Source organism: Streptomyces sp. NPDC005151 (genome assembly GCF_053599875.1).
On the sequence record NZ_JBSFYR010000110.1, the window covers coordinates 1 to 21,268 of the forward strand.

A 21,268-nucleotide genomic window follows, 5' to 3' on the forward strand; every position below is an offset into this window, starting at 1 on the left:
GAGCTTGGGGAAGGAGCTACTAGGGCATTTCGGCAACGCGGGAAGCGTGCGTGCCAGGGCGTGGCCGCCCGATCAGAGGTCACCCGACAGGCTCTTAGTGCCGTGACCGGCAATGTTTGCCCCATGAGGAGCGTCGTCCAGTGCGAGTGGGCGTGCTGGACGGTGCGACGGGGCAAAGCTTGCCGGGAGGGGCGCTACTAGTGCCGCGACCGGCGGATCAGGGCCGCGATGCCTGGCACGGCCCTGGTCCGCCGGACACCCCCTGGGAACAGAGCAGGAAGGTCCTCCCCCTCCGCTGTTACACAACCGATGGACAGCCGTGCGTCGGCGTATGGCTGCTCCGCACAGCACCGTGACAACCGCTCCGTAACGTCTCCGACCGTCAGCCCACGCACCAGTGGCCGGCAGAGGTCAAACGGGGATCGACGGGGACGGAGGCGGTTGGAATGGCGCAGGGCGAGGTGCTCGAATTCGAAGAGTACGTACGCACCCGGCAGGACGCACTGCTGCGCAGTGCGCGCCGCCTGGTCCCCGACCCGGTGGACGCGCAGGACCTGCTGCAGACCGCCCTGGCCCGTACCCTCGGCCGCTGGGACGGCATCGCCGACAAGTCCCTGGCCGATGCCTACCTGCGCCGCGTCATGATCAACACCCGTACGGAGTGGTGGCGGGCCCGCAAGCTGGAGGAGGTGCCCACCGAGCAGCTGCCCGACGCCAGCATCGAGGACGGCACCGAGCAGCGCGCCGACCGTGCTCTCCTGATGGACGTCCTGGGTGTGCTGGCTCCCAAGCAGCGCAGCGTCGTCGTGCTGCGACACTGGGAGCAGATGAGCACGGAGGAGACGGCTGCGGCGCTCGGTATGTCGGCCGGTACGGTGAAGAGCACGCTGCACCGTGCGCTGGCTCGGCTGCGCCAGGAACTGGAGAGCCGCGAGGCCATGAGCAGGGAAGCCAGGATCCGTGAGGCCCAGGGCCACACGGCGGGCGACCGGGCTCCCGCCACCGGTGCCGCGCAGCGTGCGCGGGCAGGGACGCAGCTCCGCGGACAGGCGGACCGGCGTCATGACGAACGGGGGCGGGAGCGGTGCGCGGCCTGACAGGCAGCGGTGAACGCGGGGACGGCAGAAGCGGTACCACCGGCGGGGACACGGCGACCGGCGGAAGCGGGGCGACCCGCAGCGGTGGTCGCCGGCTGACCCGGTGGGCGGCGAACAGTACGACACTGGTCGGGCTCGCCGTTCTGGCGCTGCTCACCGTCAGCTGTTCCACTGGTGGTACGGGCACCCGTGACGAGGGCCCGGCAGGCTCCCACCCGGCCGCCCAGGTCACGCCGTCGGCCTCCGCGCCGTCGGCGAAGCCGACCCCGCAGGTCGATCCCGTCCAGCTGGTCAAGCGGGACTCCCGGGTGAGCGAGCGGGTCAGGACGGACCTGAAGCCCTGCACGGGCCACGAGTACCCGGTCGACTCCTCGTACGGCAGGCTGACGGGCGGCTCCGCGCCGGACGTCGTGGTGAACGTGATGACCTGCGGCGACGCGGTCGGTGTCGGCACCTACGTGTACCGCCGGCAGAGCAACGGCGCGTACGAGAACATCTTCACCACCGAGCAGCCCGCGGTCTACGGCACCATCGACCGGGGCGATCTGGTCGTGACGACGCAGGTGTACGAGAAGAAGGACGCGGTCGCGTACCCGTCGGGCGAGGAAGTGGTCACGTACCGCTGGGCCGACAACCGGTTCGCCGAGCACGACCGGGTGCACAACGACTTCAACAGAGCCGTCGGCAACGGAGAAGGGGAATTCCCGGAGCCCACGGAACCGACGAAGAACTGAGAGCAGTCGATGGCCGAGACCCACGTCCTGTTCGTCGAGGACGACGATGTCATCCGCGAGGCCACCCAGCTGGCGCTGGAGCGTGATGGTTTCGCGGTCACCGCGATGCCCGACGGCCTCTCCGGTCTGGAGGCGTTCCGGGCCGACCGGCCGGACATCGCCCTGCTCGACGTGATGGTGCCCGGCCTGGACGGGGTCAGTCTGTGCCGTCGTATTCGCGACGAGTCGACCGTGCCCGTGATCATGCTGTCCGCCCGCGCCGATTCGATCGATGTGGTGCTCGGCCTGGAGGCCGGCGCCGACGACTACGTCACCAAGCCGTTCGACGGCGCTGTTCTGGTCGCCAGGATCCGAGCCGTGCTGCGCCGCTTCGGCCATGCGTCGGGCGGACAGCAGGGCGGCGCGGAGGCGGAGTCGAAGCCCGTCGGCGGGGTGCTGGTCTTCGGCGACCTGGAGGTCGACACCGAGGGCATGGAGGTACGCAAGGGCGGCGCGCCCGTGGCGCTGACCCCGACCGAGATGCGGCTGCTGCTGGAGTTCTCGTCCGCGCCCGGCACGGTGCTCTCGCGCGACAAGCTGCTCGAACGGGTCTGGGACTACGGCTGGGGAGGAGACACCCGGGTCGTGGATGTCCATGTGCAGCGGCTGCGTACCAAGATCGGGCAGGACCGGATCGACACGGTCCGCGGTTTCGGCTACAAACTCAAGCCATGAAGCGGCTGGCACTGCGGACGGGGGTCCGCTGGAAGATCAGTATCGCGATCGCCGCAGTGGGCGCGCTCATCGCCGTGGCGCTGAGCCTCGTCGTCCACAACGCTGCCCGCGTCTCGATGCTGGAGAACGCCCGTGAGGTCCAGCTGGAGCGGCTGACGTACGCGCAGCTGCTGTATGAGGCGACGAAGACGAAGAAGGCCGATCCCAAGTTCGGCGCCAAGCTCAACGACCCGACGATGCCGCGGAGCCTGCGGGCGGAGACCCGTAAGAACCGGCGCGCCACGCATGTCGACGAGTACAAGAACGGGGTGCCCGATGTGTGGGCCGCCGTGCCGCTGGCCAATGGCGACGTGCTGTCCCTGCACACCCGCTTCGCGGACCGTTCCGCCACGATCATGGGCGATCTCGACCGGGCGTTGATCATCGGCTCCGTCTCGGTGGTCTTCGGTGGCTGCGCGCTGGGCGTGCTGATCGGCGGGCAGCTGTCGCGCAGGCTGCGCAAGGCGGCGGCCGCGGCCGGAAAGGTCGCGCAGGGCCATACGGAGGTACGGGTCCGGGAGGCCATCGGCGGGGTCATCCGGGACGAGACCGACGAGCTGGCCCGTGCGGTGGATGCCCTGACGGACGCGCTGAACGAACGGATCGAGGCGGAGCGCCGGGTCACCGCGGACATCGCGCACGAGCTGCGCACCCCCGTGACCGGGCTGCTGACCGCCGCCGAGCTGCTGCCGCCGGGCCGCCCCACCGAGCTCGTACGGGACAGGGCGCAGGCGATGCGCACGCTCGTCGAGGACGTGCTGGAGGTGGCCAGGCTGGACAGTGCGTCGGAGCGTGCCGAGCTGCAGGAGATCGCATTCGGTGAGTTCGTCAGCCGCCGGATCGCGCTGCTGGACCCCGATGTGCGGGTCCAGGTGGTGCACGAGTCGTGGGTCAACACCGATCCGCGCCGGCTGGAGCGCATCCTCGGCAATCTGCTGGGGAACGCCGCGAAGCACGGCTCCACTCCGGTGGAGGTCGCGGTCGAGGGACGGGTGGTGCGCATCCGCGATCACGGGCCCGGTTTCCCGGAGGCGCTGCTGCGTGAGGGCCCGAGCCGGTTCCGTACCGGAAGCAGCGACCGCTCCGGGCGCGGGCACGGCCTGGGGCTGACGATCGCGGCCGGTCAGGCCCGGGTGCTCGGCGCCCGGCTGACGTTCCGCAACGCGGCACCGCAGGGCGCGGCCGAGGGGACCGGCGGGGCGATCGCCGTGCTGTGGCTGCCGGAGCACGCCCCGACGAACACCGGCAGCTTCCCGATCCTGCACCTCGCCGAACAGCGCAGGCCCGGGAGCTCGCGGGCGGTCGCGCCGTCGGACGGCACACCGTTCGGCAGCTGATCCGGCCGGGCAGCGACGAAGGGGCCCTGGGGCGCGCGGACCGCGCACCCCAGGGCCCCTGGTCACTGTCGGGTCAGACGTTCTCGCTCTGCTTGGCGTCGGCCACCGGCTCCGGTGCCTCCACGCCGCTCTCGGCGGTGGGCTCGGGCTTGGCCTCCGGGCCCGCCCCCCGCAGCGGTACCTCCTTGACGAACACCGCCGCCACCAGCGCGATCACACCGACCGATGCGCCGACCAGGAAGGCGATGTGCGTGCCGGACGACACCGCGAACTGGTACGCCTCACGCACCGCGTCCGGCAGCTTCGCCAGGCTCGCCGCGTCCAGCTGCGCGGACGTCGAGGTGGCTGCTCCGCCGCCGCGGGCCACCATCTCGTCCTGCACCCGTCCGGTGAACAGCGCACCCATGATCGCGACGCCGAAGGAACTGCCGAGCGTACGGAAGAGGGTGGTCGCGGAGGAGGCGACGCCCATGTCCTTCAGCTCGACGCTGTTCTGCGCGACGAGCATCGTGATCTGCATCAGGAAGCCCATGCCCGCGCCGAGGACCGCCATGTAGATGCCGGAGGTGAAGCGGGTGGTGCCGGTGTCCATCTGCGAGAGCATGAACAGGCCGGCCACCATCAGGATGGAGCCGATGATGGGGAAGATCTTGTACTTGCCGCTGCTGGTGGTGACCCGTCCGGCGATCAGCGAGACGACCATCATCGACAGCAGCATCGGCAGGAGCAGCAGACCGGAGTTGGTCGCGGACGCACCCTGGACGGACTGCTGGAACAGCGGCAGGAAGAGCACCGCTCCGAACATCACGAAGCCGGTCATGAAGCCGACGACCGACATCAGTGTGAAGTTGCGGTTGCGGAAGATGTGCAGCGGAATGATCGGTTCTGCGGCCTTCGTCTCGACGAAGAGGAAGCCGACGAGCGAGACGACACCGATCGCGATGAGCTCCATGATCACGGCGGAGTCCCAGGCGTACTCCGAACCGCCCCAGGTGGTGACCAGCACGATCGCGGTGATGCCGAGGGTCAGCAGCCCGGCGCCGAGGTAGTCGACCTTCGCCCGGGTGCGCTTCTTGTTCGGCAGGTGCAGTACGGCGGTGACCATGGCGAGGGCGACGGCGCCCAGCGGCAGGTTGATGTAGAAGCTCCAGCGCCAGCCGAGGTGGTCCGTGATGGTACCGCCGACCAGCGGCCCGCCGATCATGGCGATCGCCATCACACCGGCCATCATTCCCTGGTACTTGCCGCGCTCGCGGGGCGGCACCAGGTCGCCGATGATGGCCATGACGCCGACCATCAGGCCGCCCGCGCCGAGCCCCTGGATCGCGCGGAAGCCGATCAGCTGACCCATGTCCTGGGCCATGCCGCTCAGTACGGAGCCGATCAGGAAGAGCACGATGGACGTGAGAAAGATGCCCTTGCGTCCGTACATGTCGCCGAGCTTGCCCCAGATCGGGGTCGAGGCCGCGGTGGCCAGGGTGTACGCGGTGACGACCCAGGACAGATGCTCCAGGCCGCCGAGATCACCGACGATGGTCGGCATGGCGGTGCCGACGATCAGGTTGTCGAGCATGGCCAGCAGCATGGTGATCATCAGGGCGAGCATCACCACCCGGACGCTGCGCTGCCGCGGTTCGGGTGCGGCGGGCGGCTCGTCGGCAGTCTTCTCGGCTGCTCTGCCGCCCGGCTTCCCGTCCGCCGCCTTCTTCAGGTCCGACATGGTTCCCAACTCCCCTGATCCCCTGTTAGCCGGGCCCTTACTTGCCGCCCGGCTAGTTGACTACACTGGGGAAAATAGACCCGTAACTAGCCGGGCGTCAAGTAAGTCTTTTGGGGAGCGCACCATGGGCAGCACGCCGCAGCCACGCCGGGGCAATACGCGCCAGCGGATCCAGGACGTCGCCCTGGAGCTCTTCGCCGAGCAGGGCTACGAGAAGACCTCGCTGCGCGAGATCTCCGAGAAGCTGGACGTCACCAAGGCGGCGCTGTACTACCACTTCAAGACCAAGGAAGACATCCTCATCAGCATCTTCGAGGACCTCAACCGTCCCGTCGAGGAGCTGATCGCCTGGGGCAAGGAACAGCCTCGCACCCTGGAGACGAAAAAGGAGCTCCTGGTCCGCTACAGCGACGCACTGGCCGCGGCGGCGCCGCTCTTCCGGTTCATGCAGGAGAACCAGGCGACCATACGGGATCTCAGCATCGGGGAGACCATCAAGGGCCGCGTCGTGACTCTCGTCGATCTGATCAAGGAACCCGACGCGCCGCTGACCGACCAGGTGCGCTGCTTCACCGCACTCTTCACACTGCACGCGGGCATGTTCGCCCTCAAGGACTTCGACGGCGACCCCGAGGACAAGCGCAAAGCCGTCCTCGAAGTCGCCTTCGATCTCATCACCCAAGCCCACAGCCCGGGCCCCGCGAGCTGAGGGCTGTCCCGTGACCGGCAATGTTTGCCCCATGAGGAGCGTCGTCCGGTGCGTGCGCTCGCCGCGCTGGACGGTGCGACGGGGCAAGGCTTGCCGGGAGGGGCACCAGCGGGATCCGGGCCGTGGTGCGGTCGTCAGGTCGGGTCAGACCGTGACGCCCTCCTGGTGCAGGAACGAGACCGGGTTGATCGCCGAACCGTAGTTGGCGGTGTGACGGATCTCGAAGTGCAGGTGCGGGCCGCTGGAGTTACCGGTGTTGCCGGAGAGGGCGATCTTCTCGCCCGTGCTCACGGTCTGGCCGATGCGCACGTCGATCCGCGACAGGTGCGCGTACTGCGAGTACGTGCCGTTACCGTGCTTGATCACGATGGCGTTGCCGTACGCGGGACCGTCGCCGCCGCCGTTCGGGCCGGCCTTCACGACGGTGCCGGAGTGCGCGGCGCCGACCGTGGTCCCGATCGGCACGGCGAAGTCCTGGCCGGAGTGCTTGTGAGCCCAGCGGCTGCCGTCGGTGCCGAAGCAGGCGCTCAGCGTGTAGTGGCGGACCGGCGTCATCCAGGAGGCGGCCCTGCCGACGGCTTCCTTGGCGGAGCTGCGCGCGGCCTGCTCCGCCGCAGCGGTCTTCTTGACCGCCGCCTTGGCCTGCGCGGCCGCCTGCGCGGCGACCGAGTCGGCCGCTGTGGTGCTGATCAGGCTCGCGGTGCCGGGGGCGCTCGCCGGGGCGGCCGCGAACGCAGCGCCCGCGCCGAGAACCATCGACGTCCCCAGGCCGGCTGCCACCACGGCTCCACGGACACGGGACATGGACGGGCGGCGGGAGTGCTGGAGCGTAACGCGCTTCGACATAAGCGGGGATCCTCCGGAGGTGAGTGGACCCGGCTTGTCCGCCGGGCTGGCCATCCCTTGGTAACCCGCCACCCCACCTGTACTCAAACACCCCATCTACGAAGAAAAGCCGTATTCAAGGCCCAGGGAACTCGTTGCCACGGGTCCCGGATCCTCGATACACAACTCGGTCGGATCTCCTCGGCCGGACAGGTTTAACCCCAGCTCCAAACCGCCTGAAACGGACATGTTGCAGTGTTTCGGGCCCCTCTTTCCGTCGCACCGAAGGTCCCGTTCCGCTGCGGGGCGAAGGCCCCTTCCGCGATCACGGTCCCGTCTCCTATGCCTCCTAGGAGGGCCGAAAGGGGGTGTGCGCCTTGTCACCACCGACGGGACCGAAGACCGCCCGATTCGGGACCTTCGGCATGCAACCCGACTACGCTGTCACGGCAGACGCTCAGCCCCCGGGGGGCAGCGATGACCAGCGACCGCACTGCCCCGGGGGCCATGGACGGCATCGAGCTCGCAGACGCCGTCGAGTCCATCCGTAACCAGCTCATCGGCGCCGCGAGGGAGTGGATCAGCGAGCGGCGTCATGCGGCTTCGACTGCAACGCGGAGGAAGGAGTCGACGCGGAGCGTCGGTGACCGACGACAACGCCGCAAGCGGAGTCGCAGGGCGTCGGGAGCCCACTCCCCATCGCGGGGGGAGCCGTAAGGCCTGGGTGGTGGGGGCGGGCGCCGACGTGTCCCGTGCGACGGGCCGCACCCACAAGGCCTCCCTCACCCTGAAACCGCGCGACGCCACGATCGGCGGCGAGGTGCTCATCGTGCGCGCCTGACGGCACAGCGAAGGGGCTGCCCCGGAACCGTACGAAACGGTCCGGGGCAGCCCCTTCACATGCTCGGACGCTCAGCGCGCCCTTACACGTCCTTCGTCAGGTTCGGGCCGGCGCCGCCTGCCGCCTGCTCGATCGGCGGGGCGTCGGGCAGCGCCGACTTCTCCTCGCCGCGGAAGGTGAACTTCTTCTCCTCACCCTCGCCCTCGGTGCCGACGACCACGATGTGACCGGGGCGCAGCTCACCGAAGAGGATCTTCTCGGAGAGGATGTCCTCGATCTCGCGCTGGATCGTCCGGCGCAGCGGCCGGGCGCCCATCACGGGGTCGTAGCCCTTCTTCGCCAGGAGCGACTTGGCTTCCGAGCTGAGCTCGATGCCCATGTCGCGGTCCTTCAGGCGCTCGTCCACCTTGGCGAGCATGAGGTCGACGATCTGGATGATGTCTTCCTCGGTGAGCTGGTGGAAGACGACCGTGTCGTCGACACGGTTGAGGAACTCGGGGCGGAAGTGCTGCTTGAGCTCTTCGTTGACCTTGTTCTTCATCCGCTCGTAGTTCGTCTGGACGTCGCCCTGGGCGGCGAAGCCCAGGTTGAAGCCCTTGGAGATGTCCCGGGTCCCGAGGTTGGTCGTCATGATGATGACCGTGTTCTTGAAGTCCACGACCCGGCCCTGGGAGTCGGTCAGGCGACCGTCTTCCAGAATCTGGAGCAGGGAATTGAAGATATCGGGGTGGGCCTTCTCGACCTCGTCGAAGAGGACGACGGAGAACGGCTTGCGGCGCACCTTCTCGGTGAGCTGGCCGCCCTCTTCGTAACCCACGTAACCGGGGGGAGAGCCGAAGAGGCGGGAAACCGTGTGCTTCTCGCTGAACTCCGACATGTCGAGGGAGATCAGCGCGTCCTCGTCGCCGAAGAGGAATTCGGCGAGCGTCTTGGAGAGCTCGGTCTTACCGACACCGGACGGGCCGGCGAAGATGAACGAGCCACCGGGGCGCTTCGGGTCCTTCAGACCGGCTCGCGTACGGCGGATCGCCTTCGAGAGGGCCTTGATGGCGTCCTTCTGGCCGATGACGCGCTTGTGGAGCTCGTCCTCCATGCGCAGCAGCCGGGAGGACTCCTCCTCCGTCAGCTTGAAGACCGGGATGCCGGTGGCGGTGGCCAGGACTTCGGCGATGAGCTCGCCGTCGACCTCGGCGACGACGTCCATGTCGCCGGCCTTCCACTCCTTCTCCCGCTTGGCCTTCGCCGCCAGCAGCTGCTTCTCCTTGTCGCGGAGGGAAGCTGCCTTCTCGAAGTCCTGGGAGTCGATGGCCGACTCCTTGTCGCGGCGGACACCCGCGATCTTCTCGTCGAACTCGCGGAGGTCCGGCGGCGCGGTCATCCGGCGGATACGCATCCGGGAACCGGCCTCGTCGATCAGGTCGATCGCCTTGTCCGGCAGGAAGCGGTCCGAGATGTAGCGGTCGGCCAGCGTCGCGGCCTGGACCAGCGCCTCGTCCGTGATGGAGACGCGGTGGTGGGCCTCGTAGCGGTCGCGCAGACCCTTGAGGATCTCGATGGTGTGCGGCAGCGACGGCTCCGCGACCTGGATGGGCTGGAAGCGGCGCTCAAGAGCGGCGTCCTTCTCCAGGTGCTTGCGGTACTCGTCGAGCGTCGTCGCACCGATCGTCTGGAGCTCACCTCGCGCCAGCATGGGCTTGAGGATGCTCGCGGCGTCGATCGCGCCCTCGGCGGCGCCCGCACCCACGAGGGTGTGGAGCTCGTCGATGAACAGGATGATGTCGCCGCGGGTGCGGATCTCCTTGAGGACCTTCTTCAGGCGCTCCTCGAAGTCACCGCGGTAGCGGGAACCGGCGACCAGCGCGCCGAGGTCGAGGGTGTAGAGGTGCTTGTCCTTGAGGGTCTCGGGCACCTCGCCCTTGACGATGGCCTGCGCCAGGCCCTCGACGACCGCCGTCTTGCCGACGCCGGGCTCGCCGATGAGGACCGGGTTGTTCTTGGTACGGCGGGAGAGCACCTGCATGACCCGCTCGATCTCCTTCTCGCGCCCGATGACCGGGTCGAGCTTGGATTCGCGAGCGGCCTGGGTGAGGTTCCGGCCGAACTGGTCGAGCACCAGGGACGTGGAGGGCGTGCCCTCCGCGGGGCCGCCTGCGGTGGCCGCCTCCTTGCCTCCCGAGTACCCGGAGAGCAGCTGGATGACCTGCTGCCGCACCCGGTTCAGGTCGGCGCCCAGCTTCACGAGGACCTGGGCGGCGACGCCCTCGCCCTCGCGGATCAGGCCGAGCAGGATGTGCTCGGTGCCGATGTAGTTGTGGCCGAGCTGAAGAGCCTCGCGGAGCGACAGCTCCAGGACCTTCTTGGCTCGGGGAGTGAAGGGGATGTGCCCGGACGGGGCCTGCTGGCCCTGACCGATGATCTCCTCCACCTGCTGGCGGACCGCCTCGAGCGAAATCCCGAGGCTCTCCAGGGCCTTAGCGGCGACACCCTCACCCTCATGGATAAGGCCCAGGAGGATGTGCTCGGTGCCGATGTAGTTGTGGTTGAGCATCCGGGCTTCTTCCTGAGCCAGGACGACAACCCGCCGCGCGCGGTCGGTGAACCTCTCGAACATCGTTAATCGCTCCTCAGAGCGGTCAGGCAGTAAGGGGTCGGTCCCCTCCCTGTCCTTCCGCAGCTTAGTCCCGCAAGCGGGGACCGCTCATTCCAACTGCCGACACCCGTCCTTGGCCTCCTGCCCCGAACGCCGGCAACTGCTCCAACCCGATGGTGCGAGACGATGTTCCCGCAGGCCAGGCAGATACCCCTATCGCCAGTACGCCGATGGCGAACGTGAGACGTGCCGAGCCGCGTGTCGCCCCTCCCCACTAGGGATGTTCTTACCCGCAATTACAGACAGTCCATGCGGCGCGCGCCGGTTCCCTCCGCTACGGGCGAACATTCTTGCGCCCGGAAATGCGCTCGTACGCCCTCATCATGGACACGTTGTGCACATAATCGCCGACTCTGCGTAACTCTTGGGGCGGCCCGGCAGTTCTTCGGGCATGGCCCTCACCGTCCCGCCCCCACGCGCAGCGCTCGCTGACGAGCGCAATGGTGACTGTGCGTGGTGGTACGAGCACGAACTCGGCTGGCCGACGGAAGGGACCGCTCCGGTGCAGTTGCCGACCGGGCTGCGGTTCGACGTCCTGGAACTGCCTGCGGCCGCGGGGTACGCGGCGCTGCGGCGATTGGGCCACACAGGGCCCGTGGCGCTGACGGGGCGGACCATGGGGCTGCTGGTGGCCGCGGGGAGCGCCGACGAGCTGCCGGGGCTGCTCGACTGGCTGGAGTGGGGCGGAGTCTCCCTCGCGCTGACCGCCGTCGGTACGGGCGGGCGGATCATCGCACCGAAGCCGCCCGGCTGGGCTCCTGGCTCGCCGGGGGCCGCCACATGGCTGCGGCCCCCCGAGCTGCGGCACGAGGGGAAGCCGGAGCTCCCGGCCCTCGCCGGCCTCGGGAGCAGGGGTGGGGATGCTCCCGATCTCGTACGGCTCGTGGACGCGGTGGCAACGGAATGCCACCGGGCCCGGTTGATGCATACCCGTACGGGGCGGACGACAACGGTGCAACCGACAGCGGAGCTGTCGGCAAAGGGACTGCCGACGGATCGGCCGGCAGTTCAGCCGTTGGCCTTCTCGTAAGCCTCGCGGATCTCTGCCGGAACACGACCACGGTCATTCACATTGTGACCGTTCTCGCGCGCCCACTTACGGATCTCAGCGGTGTCCTTGTTGCCACCGGTAACGGCGCGACCCTTGCCACGACCCGCCGCGGCACGGCCGCCGGTACGCCGGCCACCCTTGGTGTACGGCTCAAGAAGACCACGGAGCTTGTCCGCGTTGATCGTGGTGAGGTCAATCTCGTACGTCTTGCCATCCAGAGCGAACGTCACTGTCTCGTCCGCCTCGACACCGTCGAGGTCGTCGACAAGAAGGACCTGAACCTTCTGTGCCACCGGATTTCCTTTCATCGAAAATGCAGTACGCGGAAAGGAAACCGCTTTTCCCCGGAAAACACAAACCCCTGGGAGAGGTTCAGGAGCGCAAGAACACGGGAAACATGCGCGATTCGGACATAGGGTTCCGGCGTCTTCCGACGGTCACAGGTGCAGAAGCATCCGGCTGTTGCCCAAGGTGTTCGGCTTCACTCGTTCGAGACCGAGGAACTCTGCTACGCCCTCGTCATAGGAACGCAGCAGCTCGCTGTAGACATCTGTGTCGACCGGCGTCTCCCCGATCTCCATGAAGCCGTGCTTGGCGAAGAAGTCGACTTCGAAGGTGAGACAGAAAACCCGGCGCACACCCAGCCAGCGGGCGGTCTGCAACAGCTTGTCCAGTACTTGATGCCCCACTCCGGCGCCCTTGATGCTGTGATCGACCGCGAGAGTACGGACTTCGGCAAGGTCTTCCCACATCACATGGAGTGCGCCGCAGCCGATGACGCGGGCGTCCTCGTCGCGTTCCGCGACCCAGAACTCCTGGATGTCCTCGTAAAGCGTCACCGTCGCTTTGTCGAGCAGGATACCTTCGCACACGTACCCGTCGAGGAGACGGCGGACCGAGGGCACATCGCTCGTCCGGGCACGCCGGACGGTGATGGCTGCGTTCATAACCGACGGTTCGGTACGGAAATCGGTATGCGGAAGCTCTGAGGGCATGCCCCGACGCTATCGCCCGGACTCCGTGTCCGCGTCATCGGCCGGGCGATCGCCGGTCTCCGGCAGCTCCGGCGATACGATCCGCATCGCGTCACTGAGTGCTTCCCGCTGCTCGGCGGACATCATGCCGAAGAAGGCGACAAGAGCGGCGGCGGGGTTGTCGCTGTGGGACCAGGCTTCGTTCATCAGTGCGGCCGAGTAGGCGGCGCGGGTGGAGACCGCCGTATATCGATATGCGCGGCCTTCGACTTCCCGGCGCACCCAGCCCTTCTGATGGAGATTGTCCATTACCGTCATGACGGTCGTGTACGCGATGGACCGTTCCTTCTGAAGGTCCTCAAGGACTTCCCGCACGGTGACCGGACGGTTCCATTGCCAGACCCGTGTCATCACGGCGTCTTCCAGCTCTCCCAATTGGCGAGGCACAGCGTCACCTTAGTGCTAGATGTCTGGAATGACCGATTATTTGCGCAACAAAAGGGCGTGCGGCTCCTGATGAGCCGCACGCCCTTCATGCGGTGCGGGATGCGGTACGCGAGGTGCGGTACGCGCCGTACCGGTCAGACGCCCTCGGTCCGCGGCGTCTGCTGCGCCGCCTCGGCGCGGCTGAGCGCCGAGTCCACGGCCGCGTCCTCCTTGGCCTTGTTCGGGCCGCCCTGGCTCTTGACGATCGTCACGACGAGGCCGATGAAGAAGGCGGCCATCACCACGGGGGGCACGAGCGCGGATACGTAGTCCATGGGATCCAGAGTAGCGATCCCGGTACGGACTTCCGCGCGACCCCTCCGTCGTCCGGCGCGGCTATCCCGCGGCGCGTTGTTGCGGGGGCGGGACGGGCCGGCGGCGGGGCGGGAAGACTTCCGAGGGCTTCGGGGCGGGGCGTTCGGACGGCGGCACGGGACGGGCCGGGGCCGCCGGGGCCTTCGGCTTTTCGGGTTCCGTGGTCGCGGCCCGGCCGCCGGGGAGGGCGAGCAGACGGCTGCGCGGGGCGGGTGCTGTCGTGGGGACGGCGCGTCCGGCGAGACGGGCCCGCACCGACCGCTCGGCGAGCACGTGGCAGCGCTCCAGGAGCGCTGCGGCAACCGGTCTGCCCCGTTGGGTGCGCAGAGCGGCCAGATCCTCCGGGCGGGGGTCGTATCCGGCGGCCAGGGCATCCTGGAGCAGCTCCAGATAGCCGGTGACCGAGCCTGGCAGGGCGTCGCGGTAGCGGACGAGGTCGGCGAGGAGGAACGCACGCAGCCGTCCCGCCTCCCCGACCGCCTCGTCCAGGGAACTCGCGAGCCGCAGGCAGTCCTGGACGTCCTCGTCGGGCAGGGGCGCGGGGCGGAGGGCGTTGGCGAGGGCGCGTCGGAGCACACGCAGCTCGTCCGCGCTGAACGCCATACCGCCGCGTGATCCGTAAGGCGTGGGCATAACGCGACAATACGTGCTAAATGGACAAAATCCGTTTAGCTGGGCGCCGGCGGCGCGGCGGCAGCCTTCGCACCGCCGTGCCGTTCCCGCAGGTACCCGGCGCGTGCCCTACATCCGGGCGATGTTGCGCTCGTACACCAGTCGCAGCCCGATGAGCGTGAGCCAGGGCTCGTGCTCGTCGATGACGGAGGACTCCCCCAACACCATCGGAGCAAGGCCACCGGTCGCGATGACGGTGACGTCGTCCGGGTCGGCCGCCAGCTCCTTCTTCATGCGCGCGACGACGCCGTCGACCTGGCCCGCGAAGCCGTACACGATCCCCGCCTGCATGGCCTCGACCGTGTTCTTGCCGATCACGCTGCGCGGCCGGGCCAGCTCGATCTTGCGGAGCTGGGCGCCCTTCACGCCGAGCGCCTCGACCGAGATCTCGATGCCGGGGGCGATGACCCCGCCCGCGTACTCGCCCCGCGCGGAGACCGCGTCGAAGGTGGTCGCCGTGCCGAAGTCGACGACGATCGCCGGGCCGCCGTAGAGATCGACGGCCGCGACCGCGTTGATGATGCGGTCTGCGCCGACCTCCTTCGGGTTGTCCATCAGGATCGGGACGCCCGTCTTGATGCCCGGCTCGACGAGCACGGCGGGCACGTCGCCGTAGTAGCGGCGGGTGACCTCGCGCAGCTCGTGCAGGACGGCCGGGACCGTGGAGCAGATCGCGATGCCCTCGATGCCGTCGCCCAGCTCCTCGCCGAGCAGCGGGTGCATGCCCATCAGGCCGTTGAGCAGCACCGCGAGTTCGTCCGCGGTGCGGCGGGCGTCGGTGGAGATCCGCCAGTGCTCGACGATCTCCTCACCGTCGAACAGGCCCAGGACGGTGTGGGTGTTGCCGACGTCGATGGTGAGCAGCATCAGACGCCGGCCCCGTCGGTGTCGCGGAAGTCCAGGCCGATGTCGAGGATCGGCGAGGAGTGGGTGAGCGCGCCCACGGCCAGGTAGTCGACGCCTGCGGCGGCGTAGGCACTGGCGGTGTCGAGGGTGAGCCGGCCGGAGGACTCCAGGACCGCGCGGCCGCCGACGAGCGCGACGGCCTCCTCGGTCCGGGACGGGGTGAAGTTGTCCAGCAGGATCAGGTCGGCTCCCGCCTCCAGGACCTCGCGGACCTGGTCCAGGGTGTCGACCTCGACCTCGATCGGTACGTCCGGGAACTCGTCACGCACCCGCTTGAACGCCTCGGCGACGCCACCCGCCGCGATGACGTGGTTGTCCTTGACCAGCGCGGCGTCGGAGAGCGACATCCGGTGGTTGACGCCGCCGCCGCAGCGCACCGCGTACTTCTCCAGGGCGCGCAGGCCCGGGGTGGTCTTGCGGGTGTCGCGGACCTTCGTCTTCGTGCCTTCGAGCACATCGGCCCAGGCGCGGGTCGCGGTCGCGATGCCGGAGAGCCTGCAGAGCAGGTTGAGCGCGCTGCGCTCGCCGGTGAGCAGGTCGCGGGTGCGGGTGGTGACGGTCAGCAGCTTCTGGCCGGGGGCGACGCGGTCGCCGTCCTCGACATGGCGCTCGACCTCGAACTCGGCCGTGCAGACGATGGAGAGGACGGCCTCGGCGACGCGCAGACCTGCGACGACACCGGCCTCGCGGGCGGTGAAGTCACCGGTGGCCATGGCCTCCTCGGAGACCGTGGCGACGGTCGTGACGTCCACACCGCCGTCGAGGTCCTCCTCGATGGCGACGTGCGCGACGTCCTCGACCTGGACCGGGTCGAGGCCCGCGTCGGCGAGCAGCTGGGCGAGGTCGGGGTCGAGACCGCACTCCAGGGGGTCCAGCTCGTAGCCTTCCTCCCCGCCGCAGCCGCAGGCGTCCCCGCAGCCGCCCGCGGCCGGTGCGGGCGCGCCGATCTGGATCAGCGGTACGTCCACGGGTGTGGGGCGCGGATTCTCTTCGGGCGTGCTCACGGTTACGGCTCCTCGGGAGTGGGGTGGTTCGTGGGTGCTGTTGCGCAGTCTGGTGCCCCCGCCGCGCGTACGGGCGGGAATGCCTCGGACTCCGTACGGGCCAGGACCAGCTGCCGGTCGGGGGTGAGCCGGACGACGAGGTGGCGGCGCCAGGTCTCGTCGTCGCGCTCGGGCCGGTCCTCGCGCCAGTGGCAGCCGCGGGTCTCCTCGCGCTCCCGGGCGGCAGCGACCAGGACGCGCGAGACGAGGAGGAGGTTGGTGGCCTCCCATGCCTCGACGCCGGGCACCGCGACCTTGGGCTCGGCCGCCTCGGCGACGACGGCGGCGCTGCGGTGCAGGGCCTCCAGCTCGTCGGCGGCGGTGGCGAGGCTGGCGGCGGAACGGAGGACTCCGGCGCCCTGGGTCATGATCCGCTGGATCTGCGGCCGCACCTCGGGGGCAAGGAGCGGGGAGGGAGCGGGGAGTCCGGCGGCCGGCATTTCGGAGGCCGGTGCCTGCGCGGTGCGCGGACCCTTCGCGACGATGTCCGCAGCAATGCGCTCGGCGAAGACCAGCCCCTCCAGGAGCGAGTTGGACGCCAGCCGGTTCGCGCCGTGCACGCCCGTGCAGGCGACCTCTCCGCACGCGTACAGACCCGGGACCGTCGTCCGGCCGCACAGGTCGGTGCGGATGCCGCCGGAGGCGTAGTGCGCGGCGGGCGCCACCGGGACGGGTTCGGTGATCGGGTCGATGCCGTGGGCGCGGCAGGACGCCAGGATCGTGGGGAACCGCTGCTCCCACATCTCGGCGCCGAAGTGGCGGGCGTCGAGATACATGTGCTCGGTGCCGTGCAGCTGCATCTGGCGGGTGACGGCCTTGGCGACGATGTCGCGGGGCGCCAGCTCCGCCAGTTCGTGCTGTCCGGCCATGAACCGCGTACCGGACGCGTCGACGAGATGGGCGCCCTCGCCCCGTACCGCTTCCGATACGAGGGGCTGCTGGCCCTCGGAGTCCGCGCCGAGGAAGAGGACCGTCGGGTGGAACTGGACGAACTCGAGGTCGGAGACCTCCGCACCGGCCCGCAGGGCGAGCGCGACACCGTCGCCGGTGGAGACCGGCGGGTTGGTGGTGGCGGAGAAGACCTGGCCCATGCCGCCGGTGGCAAGGACCACCGCGGGGGCGTGGACCGCGCCGACGCCGTCGTGCTGGCCCTCGCCCATGACGTGCAGGGTGACGCCCGCGGTACGCCCTTCGGCGTCCGTCAGCAGGTCCAGCACCAGGGCGTTCTCCACGGTGTGGAGGGCGGCGGAGCGGACCGCCTCGACCAGGGCGCGGGAGATCTCGGCGCCCGTCGCGTCCCCGCCCGCGTGGGCGATACGGCGGCGGTGGTGGCCGCCCTCGCGGGTGAGCGCGATGTCGCCGGTGTCGGTGGTGTCGAAGTGCGCGCCGGTCTCGATCAGGCGGCGTACGGCGTCGGGGCCCTCGGTGACCAGGGTCCGCACCGCGGACTCGTCGCACAGGCCCGCGCCCGCGACCAGGGTGTCGGCCAGGTGCTGTTCGGGGGTGTCGCCCTCGCCGAGCGCCGCCGCGATGCCGCCCTGCGCCCAGCGGGTGGAGCCGTCGTCGAGACGGGCCTTGGTGACGACGACGGTGGCCAGGCCCGCTGCCGCGCAACGCAGCGCGGTGGTGAGGCCGGCGACGCCGGAGCCGACCACCACGACATCCGCGTCGATGGCCCAGCCGGGGGCGGGGGCGGTCAGCCGTATTCCGGTCACGTGTCGGCTCCGAAGGTCAGCGGGATGTTGTCGATGAGTCGGGTGGCACCCACCCGCGCGGCCACGGCGAGGATCGCGTCACCGGTGGTCCGGTCGTCGGGGATCTCGGTGAAGTCAGACGGGTCCACGAGCGCCAGATAGTCCAGTGCGAGCGGGGGCTGCGCGGCGGCCGCGTCGTCGAGGATCGTGCGTGCGGCAGCGCGTACCGCCGCGGGTCCGTCGTCGGGCCGGGCCCAGGCCACCGCCTGGGTGTCGGCGGCCGCGCGGACCTCGCCGAGGCGGGTGAGCGCGGCGGCCCGGCCCGTCGTCGCCGTAGTGGTCTGCGCGCGGGCGTGCAGCGCCTGCTGGGCGGCGAGCCGGTCCCGGGCGGCGAACAGGGCCCGGGAGAGAGCGAGGGCGGTGCGGCGCTCCTCGGCGTCGAGGAAACGGTTGCGGCTGGAGAGCGCGAGTCCGTCGGGCTCGCGGACCGTCTCCACGCCGACGATCTCCACCGGGAAGTTCAGATCGCGCACCATGCGGCGGATCAGCGCCAGCTGCTGGGCGTCCTTCTGTCCGAAGAACGCGGCATCGGGGCGGGTGAGGTGCAGCATCTTGGCGACGACGGTCAGCATCCCGTCGAAGTGTCCCGGGCGGGACACACCTTCCAGACGCTCACCCATCAGGCCCGCGTCAATCCTGACCTGCGGTTCGCCGCCGGGGTAGACCTCGTCGACGGACGGGGCGAAGACGGCGTCGGCGCCGGCCGCGCCCGCGACGGCGAGATCGGCGTCGAGGGTACGGGGGTAGCGGTCGAGGTCCGCCGCCTCACCGAACTGCAGCGGGTTGACGAAGACGGTGACGACGACTTGGCCGTCCGGGCCCGCGGCGGTGCGTGCGGCACGGATCAGGGTGGCGTGGCCCTCGTGCAGGGCACCCATCGTCATGACGACGGCCCGCGGCCCCTTCCGTGCGCCGAACGCGTCGAGTTCGGCCGCTGTACGCAGCAGCGTGGTTGCTCCGGTCGTGTTCATCGGATCCCTCCCGGTCCGGTGCTGCCCGCGCCGCCCGTACCGGTCGCGTCGTCGGACAGGACGCCGAGCAGGTCCTCCGCCAGTTCCGGCTTGAGCAGGCCGTGCGCGAGCGCCCGGTCGGCGGTGGCACGGGCCATAGCGAGGTAACCGGCCACGGTCTGCGGGGCGTGCCTGCGCAGCTCGCCGATGTGCGCGGCGACCGTGCCTGCGTCGCCGCGGGCCACCGGGCCGGTCAGCGCGTTGTCACCGGAGCGCAGCGCGTTGTCGAGTGCGGCGCCGAGGAGCGGGCCGAGCATCCGGTCGGGGGCCGCGACCCCCGCCGTGCGCAGCAGCTCCATCGACTGTGCGACCAGGGTGACCAGGTGGTTCGCGCCGAGGGCGAGCGCCGCGTGGTAGAGCGGACGGGACTCCTCCGCGATCCATTCGGGTTCGCCGCCCATCTCGATGACCAACGCCTCGGCCGCGAGCCGCAGCTCCTCGGGGGCGGTGACGCCGAAGGAGCAGCCGGCCAGCCGCTGTACGTCGACAGCGGTGCCGGTGAACGTCATCGCCGGGTGCAGGGCGAGCGGCAGGGCGCCGGCCCGCAGTGCGGGGTCCAGGACCCGGGTCCCGTAGCGCCCCGACGTGTGGACGATCAGCTGTCCCGGGCGGACCGCGCCCGTCTCGGCGAGGCCCTCGACCAGGCCTGGCAGGGCGTCGTCGGGGACGGTCAGCAGCACTAGCTCGGCGCGGGCGAGCACCTCTGCGGGCGGCACGAGGGGGACGTCGGGCAGAAGCGTGGCGGCGCGGCGCACGGACGCGTCGGAGACACCCGAGACGGCGACCGGGCGGTGTCCGGCGAGCTGCAGGGATGCGGCGAGGGCGGGGCCGACGCGGCCCGCGCCCACGACGCCGACGGTGAGGCGGGCGGGACGGTCCCTCGCGTCGAGGGGCTCCCTGGGTGTTGTTGCGTTCACGCGGCGATGGCCTTCCGTTCCAGTCCGCGGGGGGTACCGGACGATTTCTCTGCATGCTACGCCAGCGTTTCGTCCGGGCTTCCGGCCGTCCACAGGCTGTGGACGAACACGTGGATCGCCGACGGGGCAGGGGCCGCGAAATGGTGTGAGCGGGGGCGGTGTTCTGCGTGATGATCGTCCCATGGCAGACACGGATGAGCAGGTGCAGGTGCAGGTACGGGACGAGGTACGGGGTGGCTCCCCGGACGACGAACAGACGGAGCGCCTTCGCCGGATCGGCGCCTGGCGGCGGGCCGAGCGGGTCCTGGCGCGGCTTAACGTCGACCGCACCCTCGGGGAACAGCTGGCCGACCTCGCCGCGCACGCCACGTCCGTCGCCGACCCGGACCAGCCCGCGGACATCTACGGGGACGGCGTCGTCGCCCAGCTGGAGACGCGGATCGCCGGGCTGCTGGGCATGGAGGCGGCGGCGTTCTTCCCGACCGGGACGATGGCGCAGCAGGTCGCCCTGCGCTGCTGGGCGGGGCGAACCGGCAATCCGACCGTGGCGCTGCACCCGCTCGCCCACCCCGAGGTGCACGAGCGCGGCGCGCTGGGGGTGGTGAGCGGGCTGCGTACCGTCCACCCGACGTCCGCGCCGCGGCTGCCCACCGCGGAGGAGATCCGCGACTTCGCCGAACCGTTCGGCACGCTGATGCTGGAGCTGCCGCTGCGCGACGCCGGTTTCGTCCTGCCGGAGTGGGAGGAGCTGGAGGCCGTGGTGGCGGCCGCGCGCGAACGTGATGCAGTGGTGCACATAGACGGCGCGAGGCTGTGGGAGTGCGCCCCCCGGTTCGGGCGCGGGCTGCCGGAGATCGCGGCGCTGGCGGACAGCGTGTACGTGTCGTTCTACAAAAGCCTCGGCGGGCTGTCGGGGGCGGCGCTCGCCGGTCCCGAGTCCCTGATCGAGGAGGCGCGCACCTGGCGCCACCGGTACGGCGGGCAGCTCTTCCAGCAGTTCCCGGCGGCGCTGGCCGCGCTGATCGGCCTGGAACGGGAGCTGCCGAAACTGGCTTCGTACGTGGCGCAGGCGAAGGTGGTGGCCGGGGCGCTGACCGAGGGGTTCGCGGAGTCAGCGGTGCCGTGGTTCCGGGTGCATCCGGAGCCGCCTCACACGCATCAGTTCCAGGTGTGGCTGCCGTACCCGGCGGATGTCCTGACGGAGGCGGGAGTGCGGCAGGCGGAGGAGACGGGCTTGGCGCTCTTCCGCAGGTGGCACCCGGCCGCCGCGGGGCCGCCCGGGATGTCGTACACGGAGGTCACGGTGGCGGAGGCGGGGCTGGAGTGGACGAAACGGGATGTGCGGGAAGCGGTGGGGGAGTTCGTGCGGCGGCTGGCTTAGAGCCTGTCGGGTGACCTTCGATCGGAAAGCGGACGCGGTCTGGTGCGTGCGATTCCAAGGCGCCGGAAGGCCCTCGGATGAGGTCTCCCCTGC

Annotated in this window: 20 protein-coding genes; 7 read left to right on the forward strand and 13 right to left on the reverse strand. The window is 70.0% G+C overall.

Translation table 11 applies throughout. The features are described 5' to 3' along the window. Positions 1-446: 446 nt before the first annotated feature. From ACWD6R_RS35000 to cseC, 4 genes are read left to right on the forward strand one after another with little or no spacing between them, the layout of a single operon-like run. Entirely contained in the window at positions 447-1,097 is a 651-nt protein-coding gene (locus ACWD6R_RS35000; RefSeq protein WP_451822420.1) for a SigE family RNA polymerase sigma factor, read from the forward strand. After that, positions 1,085-1,831: a hypothetical protein gene (locus ACWD6R_RS35005; RefSeq protein WP_451822421.1), complete on the forward strand. Its 747-nt coding sequence runs from the start codon at positions 1,085-1,087 to the stop codon at positions 1,829-1,831. Before ACWD6R_RS35000 ends, ACWD6R_RS35005 begins: the two co-directional genes overlap by 13 nt. Before the next feature lie 9 nt (positions 1,832-1,840). Then, complete coding sequence (gene cseB, locus ACWD6R_RS35010; protein ID WP_451822422.1) at positions 1,841-2,545, forward strand: two-component system response regulator CseB; 705 nt, start codon at positions 1,841-1,843, stop codon at positions 2,543-2,545. After that, positions 2,542-3,921 carry a two-component system sensor histidine kinase CseC gene (gene cseC / locus ACWD6R_RS35015; protein WP_451822423.1) on the forward strand — a complete coding sequence of 460 codons (1,380 nt, stop codon included), beginning with the start codon at positions 2,542-2,544 and terminating at the stop codon, positions 3,919-3,921. Before cseB ends, cseC begins: the two co-directional genes overlap by 4 nt. A gap of 73 nt (positions 3,922-3,994) precedes the next feature. Here cseC and ACWD6R_RS35020 read toward each other — a convergent pair whose 3' ends face one another. Continuing rightward, positions 3,995-5,641 carry an MDR family MFS transporter gene (locus ACWD6R_RS35020; RefSeq protein ID WP_451822424.1) on the reverse strand — a complete coding sequence of 549 codons (1,647 nt, stop codon included), beginning with the start codon at positions 5,639-5,641 and terminating at the stop codon, positions 3,995-3,997. 124 nt (positions 5,642-5,765) lie between these two features. Between ACWD6R_RS35020 and ACWD6R_RS35025 the strand changes: the two genes are divergently transcribed. After that, positions 5,766-6,350 (forward strand): TetR/AcrR family transcriptional regulator, encoded by a 585-nt coding sequence (locus tag ACWD6R_RS35025; RefSeq protein WP_451822425.1) that lies wholly within the window; start codon positions 5,766-5,768, stop codon positions 6,348-6,350. A gap of 144 nt (positions 6,351-6,494) precedes the next feature. On the opposite strand, the gene ACWD6R_RS35030 is transcribed toward ACWD6R_RS35025, so the two are convergent. Next, positions 6,495-7,196, reverse strand: a complete 702-nt coding sequence (locus tag ACWD6R_RS35030) for a M23 family metallopeptidase (protein WP_451822426.1) — start codon at positions 7,194-7,196, stop codon at positions 6,495-6,497. A 902-nt stretch (positions 7,197-8,098) separates the two neighbouring features. After that, positions 8,099-10,627 carry an ATP-dependent Clp protease ATP-binding subunit gene (locus ACWD6R_RS35035; RefSeq protein WP_451822427.1) on the reverse strand — a complete coding sequence of 843 codons (2,529 nt, stop codon included), beginning with the start codon at positions 10,625-10,627 and terminating at the stop codon, positions 8,099-8,101. Between the two features lie 430 nt (positions 10,628-11,057). On the opposite strand from ACWD6R_RS35035, the gene ACWD6R_RS35040 reads away from it, so the two are divergent. After that, entirely contained in the window at positions 11,058-11,696 is a 639-nt protein-coding gene (locus tag ACWD6R_RS35040) for an SCO3374 family protein (protein WP_451822428.1), read from the forward strand. Here the strand turns inward: ACWD6R_RS35040 and ACWD6R_RS35045 are convergent. The 10 genes from ACWD6R_RS35045 to ACWD6R_RS35090 form a co-directional block, all read right to left on the reverse strand. After that, the gene (locus ACWD6R_RS35045) at positions 11,675-12,010 is read right to left on the reverse strand and encodes a histone-like nucleoid-structuring protein Lsr2 (protein WP_451822429.1); all 336 of its coding nucleotides are present in this window, start codon (positions 12,008-12,010) and stop codon (positions 11,675-11,677) included. The genes ACWD6R_RS35040 and ACWD6R_RS35045 overlap by 22 nt on opposite strands. Before the next feature lie 144 nt (positions 12,011-12,154). Further along, positions 12,155-12,664, reverse strand: coding sequence for an amino-acid N-acetyltransferase (locus tag ACWD6R_RS35050; RefSeq protein WP_451822430.1), 510 nt, complete (start codon positions 12,662-12,664; stop codon positions 12,155-12,157). Between the two features lie 57 nt (positions 12,665-12,721). Beyond that, positions 12,722-13,138, reverse strand: coding sequence for a BlaI/MecI/CopY family transcriptional regulator (locus tag ACWD6R_RS35055; RefSeq protein WP_393308749.1), 417 nt, complete (start codon positions 13,136-13,138; stop codon positions 12,722-12,724). Positions 13,139-13,272: 134 nt separating this feature from the next. Further along, complete coding sequence (locus ACWD6R_RS35060) at positions 13,273-13,452, reverse strand: hypothetical protein (protein ID WP_327245717.1); 180 nt, start codon at positions 13,450-13,452, stop codon at positions 13,273-13,275. Positions 13,453-13,513: 61 nt separating this feature from the next. Continuing rightward, positions 13,514-14,095, reverse strand: a complete 582-nt coding sequence (locus ACWD6R_RS35065) for a hypothetical protein (RefSeq protein ID WP_451822436.1) — start codon at positions 14,093-14,095, stop codon at positions 13,514-13,516. A 138-nt stretch (positions 14,096-14,233) separates the two neighbouring features. Next, a complete protein-coding gene (locus ACWD6R_RS35070; protein WP_037691052.1) occupies positions 14,234-15,031 on the reverse strand; it encodes a type III pantothenate kinase in 798 nt (265 codons plus the stop codon). Next, positions 15,031-16,074: a carboxylating nicotinate-nucleotide diphosphorylase gene (gene nadC, locus ACWD6R_RS35075; RefSeq protein ID WP_451822431.1), complete on the reverse strand. Its 1,044-nt coding sequence runs from the start codon at positions 16,072-16,074 to the stop codon at positions 15,031-15,033. Before nadC ends, ACWD6R_RS35070 begins: the two co-directional genes overlap by 1 nt. Before the next feature lie 2 nt (positions 16,075-16,076). Next, complete coding sequence (locus ACWD6R_RS35080; RefSeq protein ID WP_451822432.1) at positions 16,077-17,828, reverse strand: L-aspartate oxidase; 1,752 nt, start codon at positions 17,826-17,828, stop codon at positions 16,077-16,079. After that, positions 17,825-18,838, reverse strand: a complete 1,014-nt coding sequence (panC, locus tag ACWD6R_RS35085) for a pantoate--beta-alanine ligase (RefSeq protein ID WP_451822433.1) — start codon at positions 18,836-18,838, stop codon at positions 17,825-17,827. The genes ACWD6R_RS35080 and panC overlap by 4 nt, the downstream gene beginning before the upstream one ends. After that, complete coding sequence (locus tag ACWD6R_RS35090; RefSeq protein ID WP_451822434.1) at positions 18,835-19,794, reverse strand: Rossmann-like and DUF2520 domain-containing protein; 960 nt, start codon at positions 19,792-19,794, stop codon at positions 18,835-18,837. The genes panC and ACWD6R_RS35090 overlap by 4 nt, the downstream gene beginning before the upstream one ends. A gap of 181 nt (positions 19,795-19,975) precedes the next feature. On the opposite strand from ACWD6R_RS35090, the gene ACWD6R_RS35095 reads away from it, so the two are divergent. Then, complete coding sequence (locus ACWD6R_RS35095; RefSeq protein ID WP_451822435.1) at positions 19,976-21,175, forward strand: threonine aldolase family protein; 1,200 nt, start codon at positions 19,976-19,978, stop codon at positions 21,173-21,175. Positions 21,176-21,268 lie beyond the last annotated feature (93 nt).

Bases quoted from the DNA above. Each gene is read 5' to 3' on its own strand.
- ACWD6R_RS35000 (WP_451822420.1), top strand. From the start codon at position 447: ATGGCGCAGGGCGAGGTGCTCGAATTCGAAGAGTACGTACGCACCCGG.
- cseB (WP_451822422.1), top strand. From the start codon at position 1,841: ATGGCCGAGACCCACGTCCTGTTCGTCGAGGACGACGATGTCATCCGC.
- cseC (WP_451822423.1), top strand. From the start codon at position 2,542: ATGAAGCGGCTGGCACTGCGGACGGGGGTCCGCTGGAAGATCAGTATC.
- ACWD6R_RS35020 (WP_451822424.1), bottom strand. From the start codon at position 5,641: ATGTCGGACCTGAAGAAGGCGGCGGACGGGAAGCCGGGCGGCAGAGCA.
- ACWD6R_RS35025 (WP_451822425.1), top strand. From the start codon at position 5,766: ATGGGCAGCACGCCGCAGCCACGCCGGGGCAATACGCGCCAGCGGATC.
- ACWD6R_RS35030 (WP_451822426.1), bottom strand. From the start codon at position 7,196: ATGTCGAAGCGCGTTACGCTCCAGCACTCCCGCCGCCCGTCCATGTCC.
- ACWD6R_RS35035 (WP_451822427.1), bottom strand. From the start codon at position 10,627: ATGTTCGAGAGGTTCACCGACCGCGCGCGGCGGGTTGTCGTCCTGGCT.
- ACWD6R_RS35040 (WP_451822428.1), top strand. From the start codon at position 11,058: ATGGCCCTCACCGTCCCGCCCCCACGCGCAGCGCTCGCTGACGAGCGC.
- ACWD6R_RS35050 (WP_451822430.1), bottom strand. From the start codon at position 12,664: ATGAACGCAGCCATCACCGTCCGGCGTGCCCGGACGAGCGATGTGCCC.
- ACWD6R_RS35060 (WP_327245717.1), bottom strand. From the start codon at position 13,452: ATGGACTACGTATCCGCGCTCGTGCCCCCCGTGGTGATGGCCGCCTTC.
- ACWD6R_RS35065 (WP_451822436.1), bottom strand. From the start codon at position 14,095: ATGGCGTTCAGCGCGGACGAGCTGCGTGTGCTCCGACGCGCCCTCGCC.
- ACWD6R_RS35070 (WP_037691052.1), bottom strand. From the start codon at position 15,031: ATGCTGCTCACCATCGACGTCGGCAACACCCACACCGTCCTGGGCCTG.
- panC (WP_451822433.1), bottom strand. From the start codon at position 18,838: ATGAACACGACCGGAGCAACCACGCTGCTGCGTACAGCGGCCGAACTC.
- ACWD6R_RS35095 (WP_451822435.1), top strand. From the start codon at position 19,976: ATGGCAGACACGGATGAGCAGGTGCAGGTGCAGGTACGGGACGAGGTA.